This window comes from Microbacterium sp. ZW T2_14 (genome assembly GCF_044987405.1).
In the GTDB taxonomy this organism is placed as follows: Bacteria; Actinomycetota; Actinomycetes; order Actinomycetales; family Microbacteriaceae; genus Microbacterium.
Genome location: NZ_JBJDRK010000002.1, coordinates 46072 through 68747, shown reverse-complemented (window position 1 = coordinate 68747; position 22676 = coordinate 46072). Strand labels below are relative to the sequence as shown.

The 22676-nt window shown below is 65.5% G+C and carries 22 protein-coding genes; 9 read left to right on the top strand and 13 right to left on the bottom strand.

Annotation, left to right across the window (positions count from 1 at the left end; all coding sequences use genetic code 11):
* Positions 1–13: 13 nt before the first annotated feature.
* Positions 14–559: a TetR/AcrR family transcriptional regulator gene (locus tag ACI3KY_RS01270; protein WP_404928390.1), complete on the bottom strand. Its 546-nt coding sequence runs from the start codon at positions 557–559 to the stop codon at positions 14–16.
* Positions 560–781: 222 nt separating this feature from the next.
* Positions 782–1144, bottom strand: a complete 363-nt coding sequence (locus ACI3KY_RS01265; protein WP_404928389.1) for an SdpI family protein — start codon at positions 1142–1144, stop codon at positions 782–784.
* A gap of 183 nt (positions 1145–1327) precedes the next feature.
* Here ACI3KY_RS01265 and ACI3KY_RS01260 point away from each other — a divergent pair, with 183 nt between their 5' ends.
* From ACI3KY_RS01260 to ACI3KY_RS01250, 3 genes are all read left to right on the top strand, one after another.
* Positions 1328–1792, top strand: a complete 465-nt coding sequence (locus ACI3KY_RS01260; protein ID WP_404928388.1) for a hypothetical protein — start codon at positions 1328–1330, stop codon at positions 1790–1792.
* 103 nt (positions 1793–1895) lie between these two features.
* The gene (locus ACI3KY_RS01255; RefSeq protein ID WP_404928387.1) at positions 1896–2420 is read left to right on the top strand and encodes a GNAT family N-acetyltransferase; all 525 of its coding nucleotides are present in this window, start codon (positions 1896–1898) and stop codon (positions 2418–2420) included.
* Positions 2421–2861: 441 nt separating this feature from the next.
* Positions 2862–3878 (top strand): hypothetical protein, encoded by a 1017-nt coding sequence (locus tag ACI3KY_RS01250; protein ID WP_404928386.1) that lies wholly within the window; start codon positions 2862–2864, stop codon positions 3876–3878.
* A gap of 20 nt (positions 3879–3898) precedes the next feature.
* Here the strand turns inward: ACI3KY_RS01250 and ACI3KY_RS01245 are convergent, their stop codons facing one another.
* The 4 genes from ACI3KY_RS01245 to ACI3KY_RS01230 form a co-directional block, all read right to left on the bottom strand.
* Positions 3899–4156, bottom strand: a complete 258-nt coding sequence (locus ACI3KY_RS01245) for a hypothetical protein (protein WP_404928385.1) — start codon at positions 4154–4156, stop codon at positions 3899–3901.
* Between the two features lie 400 nt (positions 4157–4556).
* Positions 4557–5981: a proline--tRNA ligase gene (proS, locus tag ACI3KY_RS01240; protein ID WP_404928384.1), complete on the bottom strand. Its 1425-nt coding sequence runs from the start codon at positions 5979–5981 to the stop codon at positions 4557–4559.
* A 481-nt stretch (positions 5982–6462) separates the two neighbouring features.
* Complete coding sequence (locus ACI3KY_RS01235) at positions 6463–7287, bottom strand: MOSC domain-containing protein (RefSeq protein ID WP_404928383.1); 825 nt, start codon at positions 7285–7287, stop codon at positions 6463–6465.
* Between the two features lie 125 nt (positions 7288–7412).
* On the bottom strand, positions 7413–8300 hold the full coding sequence (locus ACI3KY_RS01230; protein WP_404928382.1) for a helix-turn-helix transcriptional regulator: 888 nt from the start codon (positions 8298–8300) through the stop codon (positions 7413–7415).
* A gap of 140 nt (positions 8301–8440) precedes the next feature.
* On the opposite strand from ACI3KY_RS01230, the gene ACI3KY_RS01225 reads away from it, so the two are divergent.
* Both ACI3KY_RS01225 and ACI3KY_RS01220 read left to right on the top strand, forming a co-directional pair.
* Positions 8441–9211 (top strand): SDR family NAD(P)-dependent oxidoreductase, encoded by a 771-nt coding sequence (locus tag ACI3KY_RS01225; RefSeq protein WP_404928381.1) that lies wholly within the window; start codon positions 8441–8443, stop codon positions 9209–9211.
* Between the two features lie 22 nt (positions 9212–9233).
* Positions 9234–10214, top strand: coding sequence for an aldo/keto reductase (locus ACI3KY_RS01220; protein WP_404928380.1), 981 nt, complete (start codon positions 9234–9236; stop codon positions 10212–10214).
* A 120-nt stretch (positions 10215–10334) separates the two neighbouring features.
* Here ACI3KY_RS01220 and ACI3KY_RS01215 read toward each other — a convergent pair whose 3' ends face one another.
* The gene (locus ACI3KY_RS01215; RefSeq protein ID WP_404928379.1) at positions 10335–10808 is read right to left on the bottom strand and encodes a DUF2975 domain-containing protein; all 474 of its coding nucleotides are present in this window, start codon (positions 10806–10808) and stop codon (positions 10335–10337) included.
* A gap of 102 nt (positions 10809–10910) precedes the next feature.
* Positions 10911–11315 (bottom strand): hypothetical protein, encoded by a 405-nt coding sequence (locus ACI3KY_RS01210; protein WP_404928378.1) that lies wholly within the window; start codon positions 11313–11315, stop codon positions 10911–10913.
* Positions 11316–11403: 88 nt separating this feature from the next.
* On the opposite strand from ACI3KY_RS01210, the gene ACI3KY_RS01205 reads away from it, so the two are divergent.
* A complete protein-coding gene (locus ACI3KY_RS01205) occupies positions 11404–11784 on the top strand; it encodes a hypothetical protein (protein ID WP_404928377.1) in 381 nt (126 codons plus the stop codon).
* Positions 11785–12647: 863 nt separating this feature from the next.
* On the opposite strand, the gene ACI3KY_RS01200 is transcribed toward ACI3KY_RS01205, so the two are convergent.
* Positions 12648–13844, bottom strand: a complete 1197-nt coding sequence (locus tag ACI3KY_RS01200; protein ID WP_404928376.1) for an epoxide hydrolase family protein — start codon at positions 13842–13844, stop codon at positions 12648–12650.
* On the opposite strand from ACI3KY_RS01200, the gene ACI3KY_RS01195 reads away from it, so the two are divergent.
* Positions 13810–14898 (top strand): helix-turn-helix transcriptional regulator, encoded by a 1089-nt coding sequence (locus tag ACI3KY_RS01195; protein ID WP_404928375.1) that lies wholly within the window; start codon positions 13810–13812, stop codon positions 14896–14898. The genes ACI3KY_RS01200 and ACI3KY_RS01195 overlap by 35 nt on opposite strands.
* A gap of 279 nt (positions 14899–15177) precedes the next feature.
* On the top strand, positions 15178–15699 hold the full coding sequence (locus ACI3KY_RS01190) for a hypothetical protein (RefSeq protein WP_404928374.1): 522 nt from the start codon (positions 15178–15180) through the stop codon (positions 15697–15699).
* Positions 15700–16125: 426 nt separating this feature from the next.
* Here the strand turns inward: ACI3KY_RS01190 and ACI3KY_RS01185 are convergent, their stop codons facing one another.
* The 4 genes from ACI3KY_RS01185 to ACI3KY_RS01170 form a co-directional block, all read right to left on the bottom strand.
* Positions 16126–16815 (bottom strand): GNAT family N-acetyltransferase, encoded by a 690-nt coding sequence (locus tag ACI3KY_RS01185; protein ID WP_404928373.1) that lies wholly within the window; start codon positions 16813–16815, stop codon positions 16126–16128.
* A 408-nt stretch (positions 16816–17223) separates the two neighbouring features.
* Positions 17224–18564, bottom strand: a complete 1341-nt coding sequence (locus ACI3KY_RS01180) for a class I SAM-dependent methyltransferase (RefSeq protein WP_404928372.1) — start codon at positions 18562–18564, stop codon at positions 17224–17226.
* Positions 18561–19940, bottom strand: a complete 1380-nt coding sequence (locus tag ACI3KY_RS01175; protein ID WP_404928371.1) for an FAD-binding oxidoreductase — start codon at positions 19938–19940, stop codon at positions 18561–18563. Before ACI3KY_RS01175 ends, ACI3KY_RS01180 begins: the two co-directional genes overlap by 4 nt.
* Before the next feature lie 346 nt (positions 19941–20286).
* Positions 20287–20409, bottom strand: a complete 123-nt coding sequence (locus ACI3KY_RS01170) for a LuxR C-terminal-related transcriptional regulator (protein ID WP_404928370.1) — start codon at positions 20407–20409, stop codon at positions 20287–20289.
* Between the two features lie 257 nt (positions 20410–20666).
* On the opposite strand from ACI3KY_RS01170, the gene ACI3KY_RS01165 reads away from it, so the two are divergent.
* Positions 20667–22283: a hypothetical protein gene (locus ACI3KY_RS01165; RefSeq protein ID WP_404928369.1), complete on the top strand. Its 1617-nt coding sequence runs from the start codon at positions 20667–20669 to the stop codon at positions 22281–22283.
* Positions 22284–22676: the final 393 nt, after the last annotated feature.

Here is a 22676-nt window from a genome sequence, read left to right as displayed (position 1 = left end):
TACTCCACGGGATTCACGGTGTCGTACCCGACACGCTGAGCTGCCGCACGGCGGCCGCGCTGCCCTCGGCGAGATCGACGCCGAGAGCCTGCAGCATCGTCACAAGCGCCCCGCGTCCGAGGAACGCGGCGAGTCGGTCGGCGTCAACGTCCGCGACCTTCGACGTAAGTCGCAGCACGTCGGAGATCAGCTCCCGACACCGCGCCGCAATCTCCGAGTCCGACTGAGCGGCTACGCAGGCCTGCAGCCAGAACCCGCCCGCTGTGCCGTCGGATACCAGCGAGCGGAAGGTAGCTCCCATCTCCTCAAGCAGATCTCCGGCGTGGCCGTCATAAGACGAGAACGCGGCCACCACCCGGGCTTCCAGTTCATCGAGACACGCCAGAAAGAACGCCCGCTTCGACCCGAACAGCCGGAATACGTAGGGCTGCGAAACCCCTATCTGCTTCGCGACATCCTGAACAGCCGCGGTCGTCATGCCGTGGTCGGCAAACGCGCGCAAGCCAGCGTCCACGGCGCGAGCCCGACGCGTGTCCGCGGTCTTCCGGTCGGTCGCCATGCTCACACGATACAGGTACTAACCACTTACTACTAGCACCGTCGACGCTGGCAGCATGGTCGTGAGTGGTGGTGGTCTCGGCCGCGTCCTCGCCGACAGCGGGGAGCGCGGGGCTCCTTTCGGGGAGCGGTATCCGCACCGCACCGTGGACGCCGGCGAGTCCGCGGCGTTCTGCCGAGTCGCGCACGCAGCCCGGTCCTTCATGGGACGGGTCGAATGCGGTCAGGACTCGGAAATGGCCTTCGCAGCCGTGCCCCCGACTTGAGCCCCATACAGGACGAATCCGAGCGCGGCAACCGCGGCAAGAAGCACCCCGATAGTCACCACGGGCATCGGAACGGGAACGAGAGCGAACGCCCCGCCCAGGATGCTGATGACTCCGGCGCAGACCGTCGCTCCCCGCGCTCGAACATGTGCCGCCAGCCAGGCTTCTTCACTCGCCATCGTGCTGGGATTCCGAATGCCCGCGAGCTGATTCCGCTTCAGCCGCCCAGACGCTGCCGCATTCGCCATCCAGATGAGGAGGATACCCGCGCCAACCATCACGACGAACAAGACGGCCCTCGCTATCCACTCGTTCTCCACAGCTCCGACGCTATCTCGCTCCCGATCGGCCGCGGCTCGCATAAGCCAGCTTGCGTGATTGGCTTGCGACCCTAGACGGTCCTTCGCCGCGCATGCGTCGGCATCCCGACCTTCTGCCGGCGCTCTCGCATCGACTACGTAACGAAGCCCCCGTTTGAACCGGCGTTGCTTCACCATAGGCGCATGCGACCAACGCGGATGCTTGCGGCTACTGCTGCGGTGGTCTGTCTAGCGTCGGCCCTAGCGGGGTGTGTCTCGGTGCAGGGCTGTCCCGGCTGGGCGGGGTACGAGACGCCCGACGACGCGGCCGACAGCGCGGATGCCGTTGTCGTCGGGCGCGTTGTCGAGAAGGTCTCGACAACAGATTTCAACGGTGCAAGCGCAAACATCTGGTCTGTCGAGGTTGCCGATTGGCTCAAAGGCGACGGACCCAACCGCATCGAGGTTCTATCGCCGCCGTCCGCGTGCGGTTCCAACACGGAGCCGTACCTCGACGAGGGGGATCCGCTCGAGACCGCCACCAGGCACGGCGCAGCAGCGCTCTTCCTCGTGGGCGACGATCTCGACTGGAGGACCATAAGCCCGGTCCAAGGGCTCGTCGAGCTGACGCCGGACGAGCAGATTCCGACAGAATGGCCAGCCCCGTAGCCGGTGCCTCAGCGGGCCGCGGCACAGCCGCGGTAGCACGAACGCGCCGACGCGATGTGTTCCAATACACTGGGCCTCCTGTCACGGCATCGAGGGGTGGAGCATGGCGGTTCAGCTCAAGGTGCTCACACTGGAGGATGTTCCCCAGTTGACCGATCTGGTCCGGGCGCAGGCCGAGCATCTGCGCCCCTGGGAACCCGCTCGACCCGCTCACTACTACTCGATCGACAAGCAGACGCAGTACGCGGCGACGGCCATCGACGCCTACCAGCGAGAATCGAGCGTCCCGTTCCTCATCTGGTCGGACGAGGACGAGCTGTTGGGGCGAGTCACGCTGAGCGGTATCACACGCGGCGCGCTGCTGTCCTGCGCGATCGGTTACTGGGTGCGAGACGATCGCGCGGACAGAGGGCACGCGACGCAGGCGGTCGCGCAGGCGGTGGACTACGCATTCTCGACCCTGAAGCTCCACCGTGTCCAAGCGGAGATCCTGCCGGAGAACGTCGCTTCGCAGCGGGTGCTCGCGAGGAACGGATTCCGCCTCTTCGGCGTCGCACCCGACTACCTCCGCATCAACGGCTCGTGGCGGGACCACCTGATGTTTCAGAGGCTCAATGAAGACGCGTAGCACCGACAACGACGGCGTTCCTGGAACCACGCCCTGAGCGGACTGGGTATCTAGGCGGCAACCCCATCGCCGATGAGTGATAACGGGCCGGGTCTGCGAGGAGCCCCCTTCGCCCGCCCACTCTGGCGAAGCGATCCGACGTCTCCCTCGCGACCGACATGGCTTCCAGAGGTCCGCTGGTCGTCGGAGTTCTCAGGAAGAATCTCGATCAGTTCCGGCCCTCGGGACCGCTGCGTGGATAGGTTCCAACTCAGCCGCACCCGAAGGGCAACAGTTCGCCGGATGATGACCTCAAACGACGACTTCCGCCGAGCACTCAGTGCCGTCCGATCGCGGGGCTTCAACCCTCCGCTCGGTCGCGGGTCCTTCATCGCGCGCCGAGGCAGAGATCGCGCACCTGCACATCCTCAATCCTTCGTCGCCTCGTGCTTGACTACATCGGTGACTGAACGGATAGCGCTCGCCGAACCGCCCCCGCCCGTGCGCGCACCGTCCGCAGGCCGGTCACTTGCGGTCATCGGGGTGACCGCCTTCGCGATGCTTCTCGCTGAGCTCGTGGTGTCGCAGGTCACGGTTGTTGGCATGTTCATGCCGGCGTATCTTCTCGGCATCCCCATCGTCATCGTGTTGCTGGCGTTCGCGGTCATGGCGATCGCCAAGGGACTCACAGGGAGAGCCCGACCTCTCGCGGCGTTCATGGTCAGCCTCCTGTTGGCCAGCATCGGGGCGTTCGCGTTCGTCACCGGCCGGCTTGTCCCCGTGCTGTTGGATCCCAGCGGCTGGGTACACATCGTCATCTGCGTGCTCTGTGCGCTGACGCTCGGGCTGTCCCTCGGCCCGCTGCCGCTTCGCCTGGCGGGTGCGGCGGCGGCCGTCGCGGCGATCGTCCTGGTGGCCACACTTCCCACGTCGGCGGAGAGGGCCGCTGAAGAAGGGGCGGCCGCACTTGCCGAGCAGGAGCAGGAGGAGCGCGACTACTACCTCGAGCAGGGGACATTCGCGGTCGTCACCGACCTGCCTGGGTGGAGCAATGCCCGCGTGCAGTTGTCGGGTGCAACCTGGCTGGTCACTGATGACGGCGCGGTCGCGTTCGCGCTCGTTCAAGGCCAGGCTGTCGAGTCCCAGATCACGGGCGCATGCAGCTTCCTCGGCAGACAGGGCGACAGTGACGACATCGGCGCCGACGGGAATCCCATCTGGTGCATCCGCACCGACACCGGGTGGGCCCGCGCCGACGGAACCGGAATCGCGTACGTCGAGGATGGCCTGTTCATAGCCGTCAACGCCGCCGACGAGTACAAGGTCGACGAGGTCGGAGGGACTGGACCCGCCTCGCCTGAGCAGATCGCCCAGTTGCAAGGGAATCTTCGAGAGATGACCGTCGACGAGGTCCGCACCCACATCGGAGACGCCTACCAGGGCTCGGATACTCCCCCGCTCGACACTCCCGGGCTCTGACACGCGGCACGCGCGGTCCTCTACCGAGCCGCGTCCGCGATGACCTGGTCGATCCACTCGTGGCGATCGAGCGCCTGGACTTCTCCGGCCGTCACCCATCGCGTCTCAAGAAGCTCCAGATCTTCGAGCACGAGATTGGCGGTGGACAGCGAGCATCGGCAGGCGACCGTCACGTAGCCGACGCGGTCACCGTTTGGGTACACGGCCTCGAGCGCCTCGCCACCGTAGGCGCCGACCATCCCGTGAGTGGCAGCGTGGACGCCGAGTTCTTCGCGCACCTCCCGTCGAACGGCATTCCCTGGCTGTTCGCCAGGTTCGACCCCGCCGCCGATCAGGCTTCAACGCCTTGAGTCTCGTTGCCGTGCGAGCAGGAACCGGTCGGCGCGCTATATGACGGCAGTGACAGCGGGTAGGAGCAGAAACTCGGCCCCGATTCGGGAGCGGATCCCGCTGACGTAGTCGGAAACTGGCACCCATCGACGCTATCGCGGGACGTCATAGACCGGCCACGCAACGCACAGCCGAGACGGCAGTTCATCTGCGCTTCGGTCATGGCTACCTTTGAACCCGCCGAGCTGGCCCGCGAGCGCGGGTACGAGGATGAGGCGAGGTCGGGGAAGGTCGTTCGCGACTACATGCGCGCGAAGTATCCGAATCACCCGCTCACGCGATGAGTAGTCAATAACTCCGGCCGACTATCGCCATGAGTTCGGAGTCGAGGTCCCCGCTACTCGGCACTGTTCCTTCCCGGGTTTGCAGGCAGCGGACACTCACAGCCTCGCGGTTAAGGGCGTCCTCGCCTTCCTCGCCGAGTTGCTCCCATGGGATTCGCGCAAAACCCGACTTGGCCGCCTGGAGAGCCTCAGATACGGACCTGGCGTCTGCGGTGCGGTCCGTGAGTCGCTGGTGGGCTGCGTCGATCATCTCGGCGTGCATGCTCTCCAGGAGAGTGACAACGGTCGTGCTGATCGTGTCGAGCGCGACTGCTTCCTTGGTGCCGCTGTCGCGTCGCACGATCGTCGCGTGGCCCGACTCGAGATCGCGGGGGCCGACCTCCAGACGCACCGGGACACCCTTCAGCTCCCACTCCGTGGCACGCCGTCCGAAGCTCTGAGTGGTCCGGTGGTCGAGCCGTGCACGCACACCAGCCGTGGTCAGCTCGCGGACGAGCGCAGAGGAAGTGGCCATGGTTCGCTCGTCGTCCTTCACTGCGACCACGACGACCTGCACAGGGGCCACACGGGGTGGAATGCGGATTCCTCGATCATCGCCGTGCGCCATGATCAGCCCGCCAACCATGCGCGTGCTGGAGCCCCACGACGTCGTCCAGCAGGTCTCGACCTGCTCTGAGCTGTCGGTGAAGGTGATGTCGAACGCTTTCGCGAAGTTCTGTCCCAGCTCGTGGCTGGTGGCCATCTGGAGTGCCTTGCCATCGCCCATCATGGCCTCGCAGGTCATCGTGTTGATCGCTCCCGCGAACCGTTCGCGTCGGGACTTCACGCCGACGAGCACGGGGATCGCGAGGACGTTCTGTAAGAAATCGCGATACACGTCAAGGTGGATACGCAGCGCGTAGGCGTTCGCGTCCTCGCGGCTGGCGTGGGCGGTGTGACCCTCCTGCCACAGGAACTCTGAGGTTCGCAGGAACAGGCGGGGCCGCATCTCCCATCGCACTACGTTCGCCCATTGGTTTAGCAGCATGGGCAGATCCCGATGCGACTGGATCCACTTGGCCATCAGCTCACCAAACAGGGTTTCACTCGTCGGCCGAACGACGACCGGCTCGGTCAACTCCTTACCTCCCGCGTGGGTGACGACGGCGAGCTCCGGGCTAAACCCCTCGACATGCTCGGCCTCCCGTTCCAGGTAGGACTGTGGAATCAACAGGGGCAGATAGAGGTTCTCAGCGCCGGTCTCCTTGATGCGCCGGTCGACCTCAGCCTGCATCCGCTCCCACAGCCCGTAGGCATACGGTCGGATCACCATCGTGCCGCGCACTGGACCGTTCTCGGCCAGCTCGGCCTTCTCCAATACGTCCTGATACCAGCGGGGGAAATCATCCTGTTGGGGAGTGAGCACACCCATCCGACCGGTATCTGCCATTGGGCTACGCTACCGGCAGCGCAAAATTCCGCGAAGGCTCACGCATGGTGGCCAGTTCGTTGAGCGCGAAGCCGTGACATTCGTCATCGCACCCGCCGCCATTTAGCGTCCAAGGAACGCCGCCCCCGATTGTCAAGATTCACAGTCCGCTGGGAGGTGGGCGAACCGGCTATGGGAGAAACTCCGGCCGCACTTCGGTAGGGCCTGCCAGCTCCACCTTCAACTGTTGGAATGACTCTTGGCCTCGTTTCAGCCACTCGACCGGGGCGGGATCCTCTTCGCTCCTCATGAGCCAGACCTCGTTCCAGTCGTAGTTCGGGTTTGTCGATGCAGATGCCTCAACTGCACGCGTTCGTGATCGTCTCCGCCATGGGTTGACACCTTCAATGGATCTGGTTGCCGATCCTCAAGTGTCCTTTCGTTCGAGTCACGAGTGGTCGGCGCACCGACGCGCGTCCATCACACCAGCGTTGCGCAAGTCTCAGGCTGCGACCACCGAGTCACCGACCGTGATCAGCGCCTGCGTCGGTGAGGCCGCGAGATCGGGAACAAGCCAGACGCCGAACCAGGTCTTCCCGTCCCACTTGCGATAGTTCGCAAGGGTGCGAATCGGCTCTTTGCCCCGCACCAGCGACTGCGGATCGATTGTCGTCATCACACATCGGTCACATACTCCGATCACCCGAAAACGCACCTTGCCGAGTTGCACAAATGGCCAGGCGTCCTCGGCGAAGGGCTCGCTGGGGTCGCCATCGATAACCACGTTTGGGCGGAACCGCACCATGTCCAGCGGCGGCTCATCATCACCGGTCCACGCATCCAGCTGGGTCAATGAGGACTCGCTGGTCAACAACAACGGCGCGACGTCTGCGAGCGACACTCGGTCATCCGGACGCCCGCCGTGCAGGGGGTTGACGGGTCGAGCGCGGGGGTCTGGTTGCCAAACCAGCCGCACCGAACGATCGAGACGGAGACTCAGCCAGGCATCGACGTCTGAGCCGGCCGGCAACGCGGTGCCCTGACGCGAGTGGCCCACGCTGACCGGCGCCGCGCCGGTCGGGACATCGACCCGCAGCGGTGCATCGCCGCTGTGACGATCGGCCACCAGCAAACCGCCATCGGGCCGCACTGCAGCGGTGAGCGAGAGCAGCACGTTCGCCTCCCGCGCCGTAACGGGTCGGCCGTCGGAATCGACCACCGCCCAGCGACGATCGTCCGCGAGCCCCCACGGCAACACTCGCGCAGTACTGACGTCAACGCCGGCGAACGACTTGACGGGATATACGCGGAGTCGTGTGACCTGCATCCGAGAACGCTACCGCGCGCGCGAGCCGGTCCCTCTGCGAACGCGAATTGCGCCCACCGGACACGGGAGCGGCGGTGATCCGCGACTAGGCGTCGCCGCCGCTCGGTTCAGCGATTCGCGGCGAATCAGCCCTCGATAGCTACCTGGTCGCCTTCCGTGTGGCTCGTTTCGGCCACGTTGCCGAGTAGTTGGAGACGTTCGTGGGTGGCAGATCCGGGTTCGGCCGAGAAGACGATCATCTGCAGTCCGCGGTCGGACGCGAGATCCATCGCTTGAAAGGTGAGATTGAGGTCGCCGACGACGGGATGGTGCACGAGTTTCAGGCCGGTGCGGTGTTCGCGGACGTCGTGGGCTGCCCACAGCTTTCGGAACAGATCGCTGCGGGTGGAGAGTTCGCCGACAAGGTCGGTCAGCTGACGGTCGTACGGCGAGCGGCCGGCTTCGGTGCGAAGGACAGCCACGATCTGGCGGGTCTGCGCTTCCCATTCCCGATAGAAGGTCTGGGCGCGAGGCTCGAGGAAGATGAATCGGGCGGCATTCGCTGGCGGCCGGGCGTTGTCGAGCATCTCGGAGAAGAGAGCTGCCCCGAGGCGGTTGGTGGCCACCGCGTCAAGACGGCCGTTCTGTAGGTAGACCGGCACCGTCGACATGGCGTCGATGGTCTGTCTCATGCCGGGCGTGAGCTGTGTCTTGCGGGGGTTCCGTGGTCGTTGCTGCGGGTGAGCGCCGGTGTTGGCTGTGCGGATCAGGTCGTACAGATGGGCGTGTTCGGCTTCGTCTAGTTGCAGGGCGCGGCTGACACCGTCGATGACTGCCTCGGAGACGCCCGTCGCGTTGCCGCGTTCGAGGCGCTTGTAGTACTCCGCGCTCATTCCCGCCACCAGCGCGACTTCCTCCCGGCGCAGCCCCGGAACCCGGCGGCGACCGCCGAAGTCCGGTAGCCCCACCTGCGACGGCGTGAGCTTCGCGCGCCGCGTGGTGAGGAACTCGCTGATCGCGTCCGACGTGTCCATGCCATCGAAACTACGCCGACATGGGAGCGCGTCGGGGGTCCCTGTCGGGGCACCTGTAGGTAGGGCCACGCTAACTCCGGCGAAGAAGCGTTGACTCGAACCATCCGCCGAACGAGCGGTGAAACTCGAGAAGGGCATCCATGACTCAGGACAAGCTCACCGGAACCGTTGCGATCGTCACCGGCGCCAGCAGTGGCATCGGTGAGGCCACTGCGAAGCAGCTCGCCGAACTGGGCGCGACTGTCGCGGTTGTTGCCCGCCGTGAGGGTCGACTCCACGCCCTCGTCACCGAGATCGAGGCCGCGGGCGGATCGGCCCTCGCGCTCACCGCCGACATCACCGACCGCATGCAGGCCGAGCGCGCCGTACAGACGGTCATCGACCGGCTCGGACGCCTCGACATCCTCATCAACAATGCCGGGCTGATGTTGCTTGGACCGGTCGCCGATCAGGATGTCGAGGAGTGGGAGCGGATGATCGCGGTCAACCAAAACGGCCTGCTCTTCATGACCAAGGCCGCCCTCCCGCACCTGCTGGCAGCCGCCGAAGATGAACTGCGCGCCGTCGCGGACATCGTCAACATCTCCTCCATCGCCGGCCGGCAGGCGTGGGCGAACTTCGCCGCCTACAACATGACGAAGTTCGGGGTGAACGGCTTCACCGAAGCGCTCCGCCAGGAGATCACGAAGAAGCACGTCCGGGTCGGCGTGCTCGAGCCCGGCGCCGTCGAGACCGAGCTGATCTCGCACAACAACGACACCGTCAAAGACGCGCTCGCCGTCTCCGACGCGGAGAGCATCCCCGAGAAGCTCCAGCCGGAAGACATCGCCGAGAGCATCGTGTACATGGTCACGCGCCACCGCCGCTCCTCCATCGCCGAACTGTGGGCCATGCCCACCTCACAGGCCTGACCGCACCGAACGGAGAACACCCATGAAGAACGCACACCTCGGGAGCCTCGAAGTCTCCCGCATCGGCCTCGGAGCGATGACCATGGCCGGCACCTACACGACGGGCGGCGGTCTCGACAACGACGAGTCCATCCGCACCATCCACCGCGCCCTCGACCTCGGAGTCACTCACATCGACACCGCCGAGATCTACGGCCCCTACCTCAGCGAGGAGATCGTCGGCCAGGCCATCCGCGGTCGTCGAGATGAGGTGAAGATCGCCACCAAGTTCGGTCTCGTCTCCCACTCCGGCGGCGGACCGGGCGTGATCGACAGCGCGCCTGCCAACGTGAAAGCCGCCGTAGAGGGTTCGCTCCGCCGTCTCGGCACCGACCACATCGACGTGTACTACCAGCACCGCGTCGACCCGAACACGCCCATCGAAGAGACCGCGGGTGCGGTCGCCGACTTGATCGCGGAAGGCAAGGTGCTCCACTTCGGTCTCTCCGAAGCATCCACGCAGACCATTCGGCGCGCACACGCCGTGCAGCCGGTCTCGGCCCTGCAGACCGAGTACTCGCTGTGGACCCGCGACGTGGAAGCGGAGATCCTGCCCCTGCTCCGTGAGCTCGGCATCGGCTTCGTCCCCTACTCGCCCCTCGGTCACGGTCTGCTGACCGGCCAGATCCGATCCGCGGCCGACATCCCGGACGATGACTGGCGCAAGACAAACCCGCGCTTCGTGGGCGAGAACTTCACCCGCAACCTTCGCCTCGTCGACGAGGTGCGCACGATCGGCGCCGAGATCGGAGCAACGCCCGCGCAGACGGCGCTGGCCTGGATCCTCACCCGCGGCGACGACATCGCCCCGATCCCGGGCACCCGCCGGGTCACGCGAGTCGAGGAGAACACCGCCGCCGACACAATCGAACTGACGGCGGACCAGGCCGACCGCCTGACCGCGCTCGAACCCGCGGCCGGCGAACGACACGACCAAGCCAACATGGTCTCCATCGACACGTAGTCGCGCCGCGCCCGCAGCGGGGTCATCGAGCGGCTCATCCGGAGGTGACTATCGGGACTCGAACCCGCTACTCACTCGACCGGATACCGGTCGGTCAACGGGCGGCTATCTGCGATGGGGCTAGTGTGCCGTCGCCGGCGAGACGAGCAATCGACGCTCCGAACGTCGCGAGACTCGTGAACTAGCAATTGCCACTGCGGCCGTCAGGGCGATCCCTCCCGCGATGCCGAGCAAGAACGACAGCGGGCTGGAGTAACCCCAAACGCTCAGCAAGACCATCGCCGCGGCAATCAGCGCGACCAGCAGAAGTAGGCAGCCGACCATTGCGCGCGCCCACCGGAATGCGGACGCCCTGAACTTGCTCTCGTTGCGGCCAAGCGCGACGAGCCGTAGCGCCATGACCAGGAGGAGCTGGCAGCACGTGATCGCCGCAACTCCCCACAGGAGAGCGATTGTCGCGTGGGGCTCAGTCTCCGGGAATGTCGTCGTTACGCGGTCGATCTCGCTTGGCAGAACCCAGAGCTCGCCGATCACGGAGAGACCCATCAGCGCGAGGACAAGCGCTGCTAGCCCGATCAAGACACCACGTCGCATCCCGCCTCCTTACGTGAGCATGCACCTCGAGGCTGACGGTAGCGCACTTGCCAGCGTTGCTGCAGGGGTCCCCGTGCGTGCGGCGATCGGGGTGGTTGTGTATCAGGGGACGTAACTATGTGTTGCGATGAGCTCGCCGCCCGAGAGGATCAGCGTGGCGGTGAGTCCGATGATCGATGCAGCAAGCACTGCCGCTACCCCGAGCCAGAATCCGCGCCAACGGTCGTAGCGGCCCTGTACGCCGATCGAGCAGAGGATCAGCAATCCAGTTGCGTGGGCCACGACGAGAGGCAGAACGCCAAAGACGAGAGTGGTTCCAGCCATTGTCGTGCCGGCAGCGAGAGCCTTGCCCTGTTCGGTGACCTCTTCCAGCGACGCCAGCGGGAGCAGGATCCATGCCCCGGTCATCACGAAGAGACCGGCGATCGCGAGGAGCCAGAACCAGACGAGGTACGCGGTGCCCTTCCACCCCTCGAGCGGGGTCCGAGTCAGAGCCGCGGTCGTCATCCTGGAATGCTAGACGACCGGGCGCTGCCCGCGAGCCGGTCCTGGTTCGCACGAGAATGCGTGCACCCACCCTTGCTAGTCTCGGTGCGTGGTGTCGGTGGGGACATGGCTTGTTATTGATGCGGTGCTCGACAACTTGATCTCGAACGAGGTGCAGTCGGGTAACGGCGATCAAGAAGTCATCGCGCGGGCGCAGTCGCTCCGCAATCGCGGCTGGGAGCTCGCGGCTGTGCACCCGCTGCGAGGTCAAGGCCCCGCAGGCTGGCCACCGCGGGACGCCCCATTCGGCATCGAACTTGACGAGGCCAACCTGACGTTCATCCGCGCTGAGGTCGACGCTGCCGTCGTTAGCACCACCCGAATCCTCTCGTCGGAGGAGCTTCACACACAAATACGCGGCGAGCAGGAGCTGAGCCTGGCGCTCCTCGAGGGCGCTCGAGCTGAACTCGCCCAGGTAGCCCACTCGTAGAGCTTCGCCAGTCCTCTTGATCCCCATGCCGAGGGTATACGCGCGGCGGCGCCCGCGAGCCGGTCCATCAACGTACGCCGACCGGCCGCACGATCGAACCCGGCGGCGCCCGAAATGGGGCAATCGTCCCTCCGCGCACCCGAGGGGGGTGCGTGTATTGCCTCAGTCTGCGCCGATCACCCAGAGACCGAGGAGGCCTCCCAAGACGGCCATCATCGTGAGGCCGATAAGCGCGCTGATGACAACCACCGCCAGTCCCGCAAGGTATCGAGTTACAGCGCGGCGCCGATGATCCGGGTCGGGGATGGAGTGTCCTGCGACCTCAACGAAGTGACTGTCTTGCCACATCCCGGTGCCGATGACGATCAACAGGCGAAACCGCCCATCCCGCAGCACCGCCGCATACGAGGAGTACCCACGTCCGGGAAGAGTGACGCGTCTGGCTCGCATTGACTCCGCCGCCACCCGGCGACGACCCAGGACGCTGACCCCGTAGAGCCAACCAGGATCGCTGGTCGTGAGCGCCGGCTTCCAGCTTCGGTGCCCACGAATAGAAGCTGTCGCGGTCCTGGCCGAGCTGGGCGATCCGCGGCCCGCGCGCGACGTCGTGGCGTTGACGTCGTAGCCGGCGTGACCCTCGGTGCGGGGACGAACTCGTCGCCGCACAGACGCATCCGGACTCAGATTCCACGCGAAGTGGCGGATTTACCCAATGGCTCAGTCGGGCATGCCTCCGGCTGTTCTCATTCGACACTCGCTTTGTCATGACACTTTCCCGGTCGGGCGAACCCGATTTCGACCGCCGCGGGGCAAAGCATGTGACTGAGGCGGACCCTGTTCACGGGCCCGCCTCAGTCATGTGGTCAGCGGAGTGCGGAGAAGAATTCTCTGAGGTCCTCCGACAGTGTTTGGGGTACTTCCATTGCCGCGAAGTGACCGCCTTCGTCGTGCTCCGACCAGTACACGATGTTGCTGTTCTCGCGATCGGCGAACGCCCGGATCGTGCGGAAGTCGTTCGCGAAGACGGACACGCCCGTCGGCGCCTCGTTCACAGGGGCTGGAGCGCTGTGATCGATGACCTTGGCGTCTTCGTAGTACTGGCGTGCAGCTGACCCGGCCGAGTTGCTGAACCAGTAGAGCGCGACGTTCCCGAGCACCTGGTCGCGGCTGAGCAGGTTGCCGTCGCCGAACCCGACGATCAGCTCGTTCCACGCGAGGAGTCCGGACGGTGAGTCGGACAGGGCATGAGCCACGGTCTGCGGGCGGGTGGATTGCATCGCCGAGAAGCCCGCACGCGCCTGGAAATTCGCGAGCGTTGCGAGCGACTCGTGGTCCTTTTGGCTGAGCTTCTCGAACTCTGCAGGGTCGCCGGACGGGAACGAGAACAACTGCAGCACGTGCGTGCCGACCAGGCCGACGGGGTTCAGCAGTCCGAGCTGGCGACCGATGAGTGATCCGCCGTCACCGCCGTGCGCGCCGTAGCGCTCGTAGCCGAGACGCTTCATCAGCGTGTCCCAGGTTGCGGCCACTCTGGCCGACGACCACCCGCCCTCGACGAGGGGGGAGCTGAAGGCGTAACCGGGCACCGAGGGGATGACGACATCGAACGCGTCTTCTGCGCGACCGCCGTGTGCCACCGGGTCCGTGAGCGGTCCGATCATGTCGAGGAACTCGAGGAACGATCCCGGCCAGCCGTGCGTGAGCACGATGGGGAGCGCGTTCTTCTCGTGAGAGCGGGCGTGGATGAAGTGGATCTGCTGTCCGTCGATCTCGGTGAGGAAATGGGGAACGGCGTTGATCTTCTCTTCGAGTGCGCGCCAGTCGAACTCGGTGCGCCAGTACTCGACGAGCTCGGCGATCCACGAGGTGGGAACGCCGTATGCCCAGTCGTCGCCGGGTGCCGAGGGCGCGAACCGGGTGCGGAGGAGCCTGTCGTTCAGATCGTCGATCTCCACCTGCGGGATCGCCACCTTGAATGGACGAACGGACTCGTCGTGCGTCGAGGCCCCGCGGGAACGAAAGGTCGTGGTCTGCGTCATCGACGCTGTCGTGTTTGTCATGTGGCGAGGCTATTTCGGCAATAGGAACATCTGCTTCCGCTTGTGCTGGCATGCTGAGCTGATGCTGAAAACGTCCGCGCGGCTCTTCCGCCTCCTCTCGCTCCTGCAGTCCAAGCCGCACTGGCCGGGCCCCGAGCTGGCTCAGCGGCTCCGCGTGTCGACACGCACTGTCCGCAACGACATCGAGTGCCTCCGCCAGCTCGGATACCCGGTCGATGCCCGCCATGGTTCCGCCGGTGGCTACCGGCTCAGCGCCGGGGCGAACATGCCGCCGTTGCTCTTCGACGATGACGAGGCTGTGGCCACGACCATCGCACTCGCCACAGTCGGGACGAGTCAGATGGCAGGCATGGATGAGAGCGCTCAGCGCGCGCTCGCTAAGCTTGAACAGGTCATCCCCAGCCACGTGCGCGCCAAAGTCGCCGCTCTGCGCACGGCGACGGAGGTCCCCGTGCCATCGACACGCGGAGCAGACCCTGCCATCGTGGATGCGGAAACGCTGACCGCTGTCGCCATGGCTATCCAGGAGCATGAGTGGCTCCGATTCAGCTACACGCGCTTCTCCGCCAACGGCTCCGCCGAGGAGGCCGCGAAGCGTCGGGTCGAGCCATATCGCCTGGTCAGCTGGCGGGGTCGCTGGTACCTCGTCGCGTTCGACCTCGAACGCGACGACTGGCGCACCTTCCGCCTCGACCGCATGAAGCCGAGCGCTCGCACCTTCCGCCCATTCACACCTCGCGAGTTGCCTGCTGATGCGTCGACTCTTGTGCTGAGAGGAGTCGTCGGCGCCGGATGGCGGGTACATGCCAGGATCGTCGTGCACGCGCCGGCCGAAGAGGTATTGTCACGAATCGATCCGACCGTCGGCGTTGTGGAGGTCCTCGATGAGCACACCTCGGCACTGGCGACAGGTGCGGACGGTTATGAGACGATCGCCGTCTACATCGGGATGCTGGGCCTCGACTTCACGGTGACGGATCCGCCCGAGCTCGTCGCGCACATCGACATGCTCGCAGGACGCTACCGCGCCGCCGTCGAATCGGTGACACGGTGACACGGTGACACGGTGACACGGTGAGCGTCAGGATCACCACGACGCAGCTTCTCGCACTCCCGCTGCGCAGTCACAATCTCGTGGCACCACGTTCGAGGCGCGGGTCACCGGCAACTACAGGCGCGGCAACGAACGGTCACGCATTTATCGGCCGTAGCTCCGCGTAGCACGATGATCGGTCGCTCACCGGGCCGCTAGAAGCCGTCAGCCCAGTGCCGTTAGTCGGTTCTCGTCGGGGTCATGCCTGATGGGGCATGCGGGGCGATCTAGGCTCTGGCCATGTCTACACTCCGCGCACGCTGTCTCGCGATGCTGGTGGCGGTGACGTCCGGTTTCGTCGTGGTCGTATTGTCTGGGTGTGCACCCGCCAGCGTCTCTCCGCCGTCGGGTTCCCACGACCCGGACGTAGTCGCAGCCCGCGAGGAGGTCGCCGCGGAACAGGAAGGTCTCCTGGCGACGGCGGCACTGGGTGAGCCGTTGTCGGTGGGTGTCCAGGACTACTGCAAGCGCGGCACTTACAGCGCGGTGTGGGGCCCGCATGACTCGTACTACTGGTCGTGCGGGCGCGTGACGTCGTGGATTGTGGGAACGGACACCGAAGATCCAGCGGAACTGATCGCGGCGTACCGCGCGCACCTCACGGCGATCGGATGCGACCCGGACGAGGCAGATTTCGACATGGCCGCTCAGTATTGGGCCATGTATGGCATTCCAGGGGAGAACGCCAACGGCGCCCGTACACCGTCGACAACCTGCCCGGCGTCGGTGCACAGTGCGCGGACGGTATTCGGGTCGGTCTGAGCTTCCGTACTTCCGCGGAATTCGACGGCTCAGGACTCGTGACGTACTACGCGAGCGACGGTGAAAAAGTGGAGGACCGGCCCCACGAGCAAGCCGCCATCCGCGCAAGTGGGCGCGCTCTCATCGTCACGTTGAGCACGGGTACGAACTACCACGACGTGTCGCGAGGCGGCACGGAACCACCACCCGACACGACGTCCGAGCCCCCAAGCTGTGTCTGCCACAGCGGCGGTGACTGCGACTGCCCGGGCGGCTAGGAGCGAACCAATCGCACCGAGGGGGTGTCGATTGACGGTCCTTCATCGGGCGATATCCAACCGCGGGGGCCGCGTCCGCGACAATTCCGCATCACGGCCTCGAACGGCGTGCACGCATTCCCAGGATCGTGATCGCGTCTACGGCGTCGGCCACAAGTCGAGACGCCGTTCAGCGGGCCTGAGACACCGTGTCGAGGTACTCGCACAATGCGGTGACGCCTTCGAGTGTTACGGGGCCTCCGAGGTGTGGTCGGTGGCTGGCGCGTACGTCTTGCCAACGCTCGTGCGACATGCGGAACCGCTGCAGTGTCGCGGGTGCACCCTCCCGAGCAACCACTTCGGTCCCGTCCGGGCGGTACCCAACCTTGCGTGAGACCGCGATAGATGCCGGATTGTCGGAAAACGCACTCGAGGTCACCTCGTTTGCGCCTAGACCCGCGAAAAGAAGGTCCAGCATCAGCATTCGCATGCGAGTGCCGATGCCTCGGTTCTGGAATTCTTGACCGAGCCAGGACCCGGTGTTCACCGTGCGCAGCACGCTCCAGTCCTTGGCTCCAGCACCCTGCGAGCCGACGACGACTCCGTCCACGAGCACGGCGTACTCCAGGCGGAACCTACTGGGTCCGATCGCAGTTCTTGTCGCCCATTGGTACTCGAGCATCCCGCGCATGATCTCGTCAGGCGTTCCGCGCGTCCACGGCGTGCTGAACGGCATTCGACTCGGGTCATGTACGCCCCGCACTGCCAGACGCGCGAGCTCGACGACTAGGTCATCGTCCATCCAACGCAACTCCAGATTCGCCGCACGTGCGGCGACTCCAGCTGCCGGTATCAGTGAGACGGGAGCATCCGAAACCACGTCCTCACCATAACGACATCGCCCCAGCCTAGGAACGCTGCGGTGTCCAGGGTCCCTTCGTCCTCAGTTCGTTACTGCAGACCCGGCCCGCAGGGCGGTCCGCTTGCGGGCGAGGAACGAAGGCCGGGCCATGTCCGCGCAACTGGGCTCTATCATGCCGATCGACGATTAACCGTTGGTACCGGGAGCCAAAGGGCGACACTCGATCATCAAGGCACGCAGGTGCGCCCGTGCACGACCACCGGCTCACGGCGCCCCACGCTCACGGGCGCGGCCGTCGGGCTCCGGGCCGTGATCGAGGAGCACCGGAGGTTCGGAGGGTGACGGAGGGAAAGCAGTGTCGCACAATGCGGCCCTGGAGCGTGGCGGAGTTGAGATGAGAACCGCAGCGACTCCGGCCGCGCGCCGCTATGGCGTCCACCACGGCCGCAGCGGAAGGTCGGCATCGTCGCTGTTCCCCCGGGAGTTGACGGCCAGAACGTGGTGCAGCTCGATCCCGCCCGATTCGAAGGCGAGCCGTGATCCGGCCATGTAGAGGCCCCACACCTTCGCAGCGGGCAGTCCGATCTCGGTGACCGCTTCGTCCCAGTGCTCGACGAGGTTCGCGCACCAGTCACGGAGCGTCAGTGCGTAGTGGGGGCGCAGGTTCTCCTCGTGCAGTACTTCGAGCCCGGCATCCTGTGCCTCGGTGACGATGCGACCGGAACCGGTCAGCTCGCCGTCCGGGAAGACGTAACGGTCGATGAACCCCTGCGCCGCGGGCTCGGTCTTGTTGTCACTGCGGGTGATGCAGTGGTTGAGCAGCAGGCCTCCCGGGCGTATCCGCGAGCGCAGGAAGCGGAAGTACGCCGGGTAGTTGCGCACCCCGATGTGCTCGAGCAGCCCGATCGACGACACCGCGTCGAAACCGGTCTCGGCGATGTCGCGATAGTCGCCGTACCGCACCTCAGCGTGCTCCAGTCCTTCGTCGGCGATGGCGCGCTGCGCCCACCCAGCCTGCTCCTGCGACAGTGTCACTCCGAGGGCGTGGACGCCGCGACGAGCGGCGTAGCGCACCATGCCGCCCCACCCGCAGCCGACGTCGAGCAGCCGGTCGCCCGGCTTCAGCCGCAGCTTCTCGAACACGAGCCGGTACTTGTTCTCCTGTGCCTCCTCCAGCGAAGCGTCGAGGTGCGGGTAGCACGCGCACGTGTAGGTCATCGACGGGCCCAGCACCCACTCGTAGAAGATGTTCGAGACGTCGTAGTGGTGGTGGATCGCCTCGGCATCGCGCGACTTGCTGTGCCGCAGGCCACCGGCGATGCGCCTCCAGCGCGGGGGCACCTCCTGAGGCGGCGGCGCGACCGGGCGCAGATGCTCGACGCCGATCGAGCGGACGATCCGGGCCATGAGCCGCGGCGATGCTCGCGGGAACTCGAGGGTCTCGAGCGTCTTGAGCAGCTCGTATGGGTCGCCGGGGTGCACACCTCGGATGTCGAGATCACCGGCGATGTAGGCGCGCGCGAGCCCGAGATCGCCGAACCCGGTGACAAGATACGTCGTGCCGCGGGGTGTCTTCAGGTCAAGGGCAAAAGGCGCGTCGGGAGGGCCGGCCGTGCTGCCGTCATACGCGGTGAAGCGCAGCGGCAGCCGGCCGGCCGTGAATATCTCAAGCACCTCGGCGAGCGTGAGCTTTCCGGACTCCGCGTCGGCCGTGCCGGCGGCGGCGCCATCGGCCGAGGCATCCGTCCGTTCCTTGGATGTGGTCATCGTCGTTGCACAGCCTTCTGATAGAGGTCGAGCAGTCGCCCGTCGGGGTCGTATCGCCTTTTCGCCGCTCGATAGTCCGCCCCGCCGTAGAGCGAGTCGAAGTCCTCCCGCGAATAGAACGCGTCGGAGTACAGCGATTTATGCCCGTCGAGCTCGCGCACCTTCCGCTCGATCAGCCGGTTCGTCTCGCCATCAGTCGCCCCGGCCGGAACGGTCGACCAGAAGCCGACGTTGACGTAGGTCTCGGCTGGATGCAGCGGGTAAAGCGGCCACGCGTGATGGTCGCGCAATCGCAGCGGACAGAGCCAGATGGGCGTGATCGGCACGTTCCCGAGGAACCAGTCGACGAATTCGGCGCACCGGGCGATCGGCACTTCGACGTCCTGGATCACGCGCTCGCGCGCGGGGCGCCCGTGCAGCTTCTCGAGGCGATCGCCGATGTCGAATCGGCGTTCCAGCCGCATGAGCCTGCTGTACGTGGCGCTGCTGAGGCAGCGTCGGGGCCACACGCGACGGACGAAGGGATGCTGCGCCCCGAACGCCGCCGAGCACCAGAACCAGTCGGTGTCCCACCGCCAGAGGTAGTCGTGGATGGTGAGCCGGTCGGCTTTCCCGGCGTCGTCGTGCTGGATGGACCGGTAGTAGATGTGTCGCCCCGTGTAGTCGCTGACCGGGCCGGGCGCGGAGCTCTGGGTCCCGACGCACAGATAGCTCTCGTCGGCGCTGAACACCACACCGTCGAGATAGTCCACCGGCACGTCGTCCAGCCGACGCGTTGCGACGATGCGGTCCATCGCCGCCATCAGATCGGCGATCGTGTGAAAGCGCACCTGCCGGAGGGCCACGAACGGCTGGACCGTCTCGAGTTCGATGCGCAGACGCACCGCGTAGCCGAGAGTGCCGTAGGAATTGGGAAACGCCCGGTACAGGTCGGCGTGATCGCTCGGGGATGCCGTGATCACCTCCCCTGCGCCGGTGAGGATGTCCATCTCGAGCACTGATTCATGCGGCAGCCCGCTTCGGAACGACGTCGACTCGATGCCCAGGCCCGTGACCGCGCCGCCGAGCGTGATCGTCTTCAGTTGCGGTACGACGAGGGGTGCCAGCCCGTGCGGCAGTGTCGCGGCGACGAGATGCTCGTAGGTGCACATGCCCGCGACGTCCGCCGTGCGACCCGCAGGATCGACGCGGATGACTCCCGTCAACCCCGACGTGTCCAGGCCGGGGGCGGCAGCAGCCGAACGCGAACGGAACAGGTTCGAGGTGCGCTTGGCGAGCCGGACCTGCGCGTCCGGCGGCAGCGCCCAGTAGCTCTCGAGCAGCCGCCGCGCGCCGGCGGCGTGCGCGGTGCGGGCGTCGGTCGCGGGTGCGGACACGACCCCACGCTAGTCCGCGGCGGGGTTCGGGTGAAGGGTCCCGCTCCCTGCCGCTCTGGTCGTTTCACAGCCAGCCCCGCGCTCGTGTCGAATTCGTTGCGGAAGTGCGCAAGTGTGGGCTCGAAGCACGACGTCGCGTGCCCCAGGGGATCCCTCGGCGGGCTGCGCACGAAAGCGGAGCGTCCGCCGGGCATGCGCGGCCATTTCGCGGTGTTCAACTGAGTCGGCACGTGGGGACGATCGACGGCTGGTCGAATGCCCTCGCTTGATTCAGGCGTCAGGCGCCGGTCTGCCCGCCGCCAAGACCGCCTGCCAGGGTTGCGAGCCGCACCGCGGTCACGCTGTCCTACATTCCGGGTCGAACACAGCTGTTCGCCAGGTGCCGCTCGATCGTGCGACTAGAGATACCCAGACGGTGACCGATCGTACGGGCGGCGAGTCCTTGGGAGACCACGCTCAGCACCACCACTTGACGCGGTGAGGTGCGCTTCCTCGGCGGCCACGTACGCGCCCCTCGACAGCGGGTGGTCGGCTGCCCATTCGGCGAACACCTGACAGTGCCGATGCGCCGACCAGCGCCCGGGAGAGCTCGCCGGCCGAAGGATGGGGGCGATGAGTATCTCGCTCGCCGGGGCACCCTCCTGCTAGCTGACAGAACTTTTGCGAACTATGCCGCTGGGTACGAACGTCGGTCAAACGTCCGCTCTGGATGAGAGGTTGTGATCCGTGATTGAGCTTGCTGTCGAATTCCTACTAGAGACAGGCACGCTGCTGCTCAAGGCATACGGGGATTCACGCGATGAGAAGAAGGCAACCATGCGGCCCGAAGGCGCGCCGAAGGTGGACCTTTCACCGCTGATCGATTCCATCGAGCACCTGCAGACATCAAACGAGGAAATCGTCGATGTCCTAAGGCATCCTTCGCGAACCGCGGGGGACGAGATGCTTGATCGTGCCAACCTTGCCTTCAAACGCGGCTGGTATGTCGAAGCGCAACGAGATGCGACCGAGAGTGTCCGCCTATTTCCATTTCGTCCCGCCGCACAACTCTTGAGGGCTCTTTCATCACTCGCGGTGGGAGATGCGGAGTCTACGGTCAGTGCGCTGTCCGATACCATGCGGTACGCGGTCGACGAGGAACTGCCGATAGGTTGCAGTGCTGCATTGATCGCAGCAAATCTCGCAGACGCCGTCGGCGGCCGGTCCGCAGCTGTCGACGTTCTCAGGGAATTTCGGACTAAGGCGGGGGGCGTCTTCCCCGAGGTCCTACTCGCGCTCCATCTCCGAATACCAGACGACGACGAATGCCTAACTGCGCTCGTCGCGGCACTCGTCAGCATGGGCCTGGATGTAACCGATCCACCTAGGCAGATAACGCACCTTACTCCGCAACTGGGCGAATACCTCCAGCGTGGGACGGCGGCGGCGGCCGCGGTCGAGGCCGCAAACACCGAAGCCGACAAGGCGATGACGGACCTACGAGTGATCAGCGAATGCGACGTCGCGATGGACCCAAGGCTTCTCGCATTCTTGTGCGCCATGGACGGGGTCGCAACGGGGAACCGCAAGTCGTATTCGGTCAAGCAGATCCTCCGTCTGTACACGAGGGTCGCCCTTGACAACCCCGCGAGTGTCGACATAGCCGCAGGAGTCATCGAGCGGATAAATGAGTATGAATCGTTGGACCGTCACGACATCGGTTCGATCACCATGACCGTGGACTTGGCAGCACCCAGGAGGGTGCTCAACGACTACATGCGCGCGGCCCTCGCCAGCCGCGCATCGAAGCGATCCCTCGCGCGCGCGAAGACCCACGCTTCGCGTCAGCACGTCTCCGCCGCTGCAACCGGACCCATATTGCACTCGGCTTACCCGGTGCCTCTCTCCCTTGAAGCTGGGAGTGTCAAAATCCTTCCAGACGTCCGTCGCGAAGTGAAGGCTGTTCCAGCGCTTGCAGCACCGAAAAGATCACGCTCAGGGAAGGGGTCAACCGCACCGAAAGTCACAATCACGCCGTCCGATAGCAAGCCTGCCGACGTCGAGTCTTGGTGGGCCGTCGACATCAGATTCGGAGACGATGAAGAAGATTGGTTCAGTGTTGCATTCGCATCCAGTGTCCCAACGCGGCTATACCGAAATGGCACCTTCCTCAAGTTCGGGAAGATCAGACCGGGGCTGACTACGCAGGTCGAAACCTTCGCGGTGCACGTTGGGCAACGAGCATTCAGGATTACCTGTACGTATGCGTTCCGCTGGCTAAAGAGCAACGAGGTCCGCGTGGTGGCGACGACACTTCGCGGAGATCGGCCTCTCGAGTCCGCGCTGTTCCTGGTGAACTTTTGATCAATGGTGCGGCGGGCGTATGAGGACCTGCTCTCGTGGAGGGTCGTCGTAGGAGAAGACCCCTGCCGGTGGACAAGGCACCCGCTGGCCGACCGATCGACTGCCGACACCGGTCCCCCGATGCGAGCGCGGCACGGAAAGGGGTCCACATGCGTGCGTCAGACGCCTGGTCGCTGACGCCGCGCGCCCCTCGGCTTCCTCGACGAGGCAGTAGGTCTCGTTCCTCTCGAGGCGAACGCTATAGACCCACTCGGGAACTCCGAGTCCCTTATGCCGCGACTCAACATCCATCACCGCGACATACACATCCAGAGCCGGTGCGCGGGCGACTGCCGACGGACCGCACCCCTTGCGGGTCCGTCACGGGCGGGGCGCCACCTGCAGGTGCTCGCC

Bases quoted from the DNA above. Each gene is read 5' to 3' on its own strand.
- ACI3KY_RS01210 (WP_404928378.1), bottom strand. From the start codon at position 11,315: ATGACGACCGCGGCTCTGACTCGGACCCCGCTCGAGGGGTGGAAGGGC.
- ACI3KY_RS01200 (WP_404928376.1), bottom strand. From the start codon at position 13,844: ATGACAAACACGACAGCGTCGATGACGCAGACCACGACCTTTCGTTCC.
- ACI3KY_RS01220 (WP_404928380.1), top strand. From the start codon at position 9,234: ATGAAGAACGCACACCTCGGGAGCCTCGAAGTCTCCCGCATCGGCCTC.
- ACI3KY_RS01255 (WP_404928387.1), top strand. From the start codon at position 1,896: ATGGCGGTTCAGCTCAAGGTGCTCACACTGGAGGATGTTCCCCAGTTG.
- ACI3KY_RS01235 (WP_404928383.1), bottom strand. From the start codon at position 7,287: ATGCAGGTCACACGACTCCGCGTATATCCCGTCAAGTCGTTCGCCGGC.
- ACI3KY_RS01270 (WP_404928390.1), bottom strand. From the start codon at position 559: ATGGCGACCGACCGGAAGACCGCGGACACGCGTCGGGCTCGCGCCGTG.
- ACI3KY_RS01260 (WP_404928388.1), top strand. From the start codon at position 1,328: ATGCGACCAACGCGGATGCTTGCGGCTACTGCTGCGGTGGTCTGTCTA.
- ACI3KY_RS01180 (WP_404928372.1), bottom strand. From the start codon at position 18,564: ATGACCACATCCAAGGAACGGACGGATGCCTCGGCCGATGGCGCCGCC.
- ACI3KY_RS01225 (WP_404928381.1), top strand. From the start codon at position 8,441: ATGACTCAGGACAAGCTCACCGGAACCGTTGCGATCGTCACCGGCGCC.
- ACI3KY_RS01190 (WP_404928374.1), top strand. From the start codon at position 15,178: ATGTCTACACTCCGCGCACGCTGTCTCGCGATGCTGGTGGCGGTGACG.
- proS (WP_404928384.1), bottom strand. From the start codon at position 5,981: ATGGCAGATACCGGTCGGATGGGTGTGCTCACTCCCCAACAGGATGAT.
- ACI3KY_RS01230 (WP_404928382.1), bottom strand. From the start codon at position 8,300: ATGGACACGTCGGACGCGATCAGCGAGTTCCTCACCACGCGGCGCGCG.
- ACI3KY_RS01215 (WP_404928379.1), bottom strand. From the start codon at position 10,808: ATGCGACGTGGTGTCTTGATCGGGCTAGCAGCGCTTGTCCTCGCGCTG.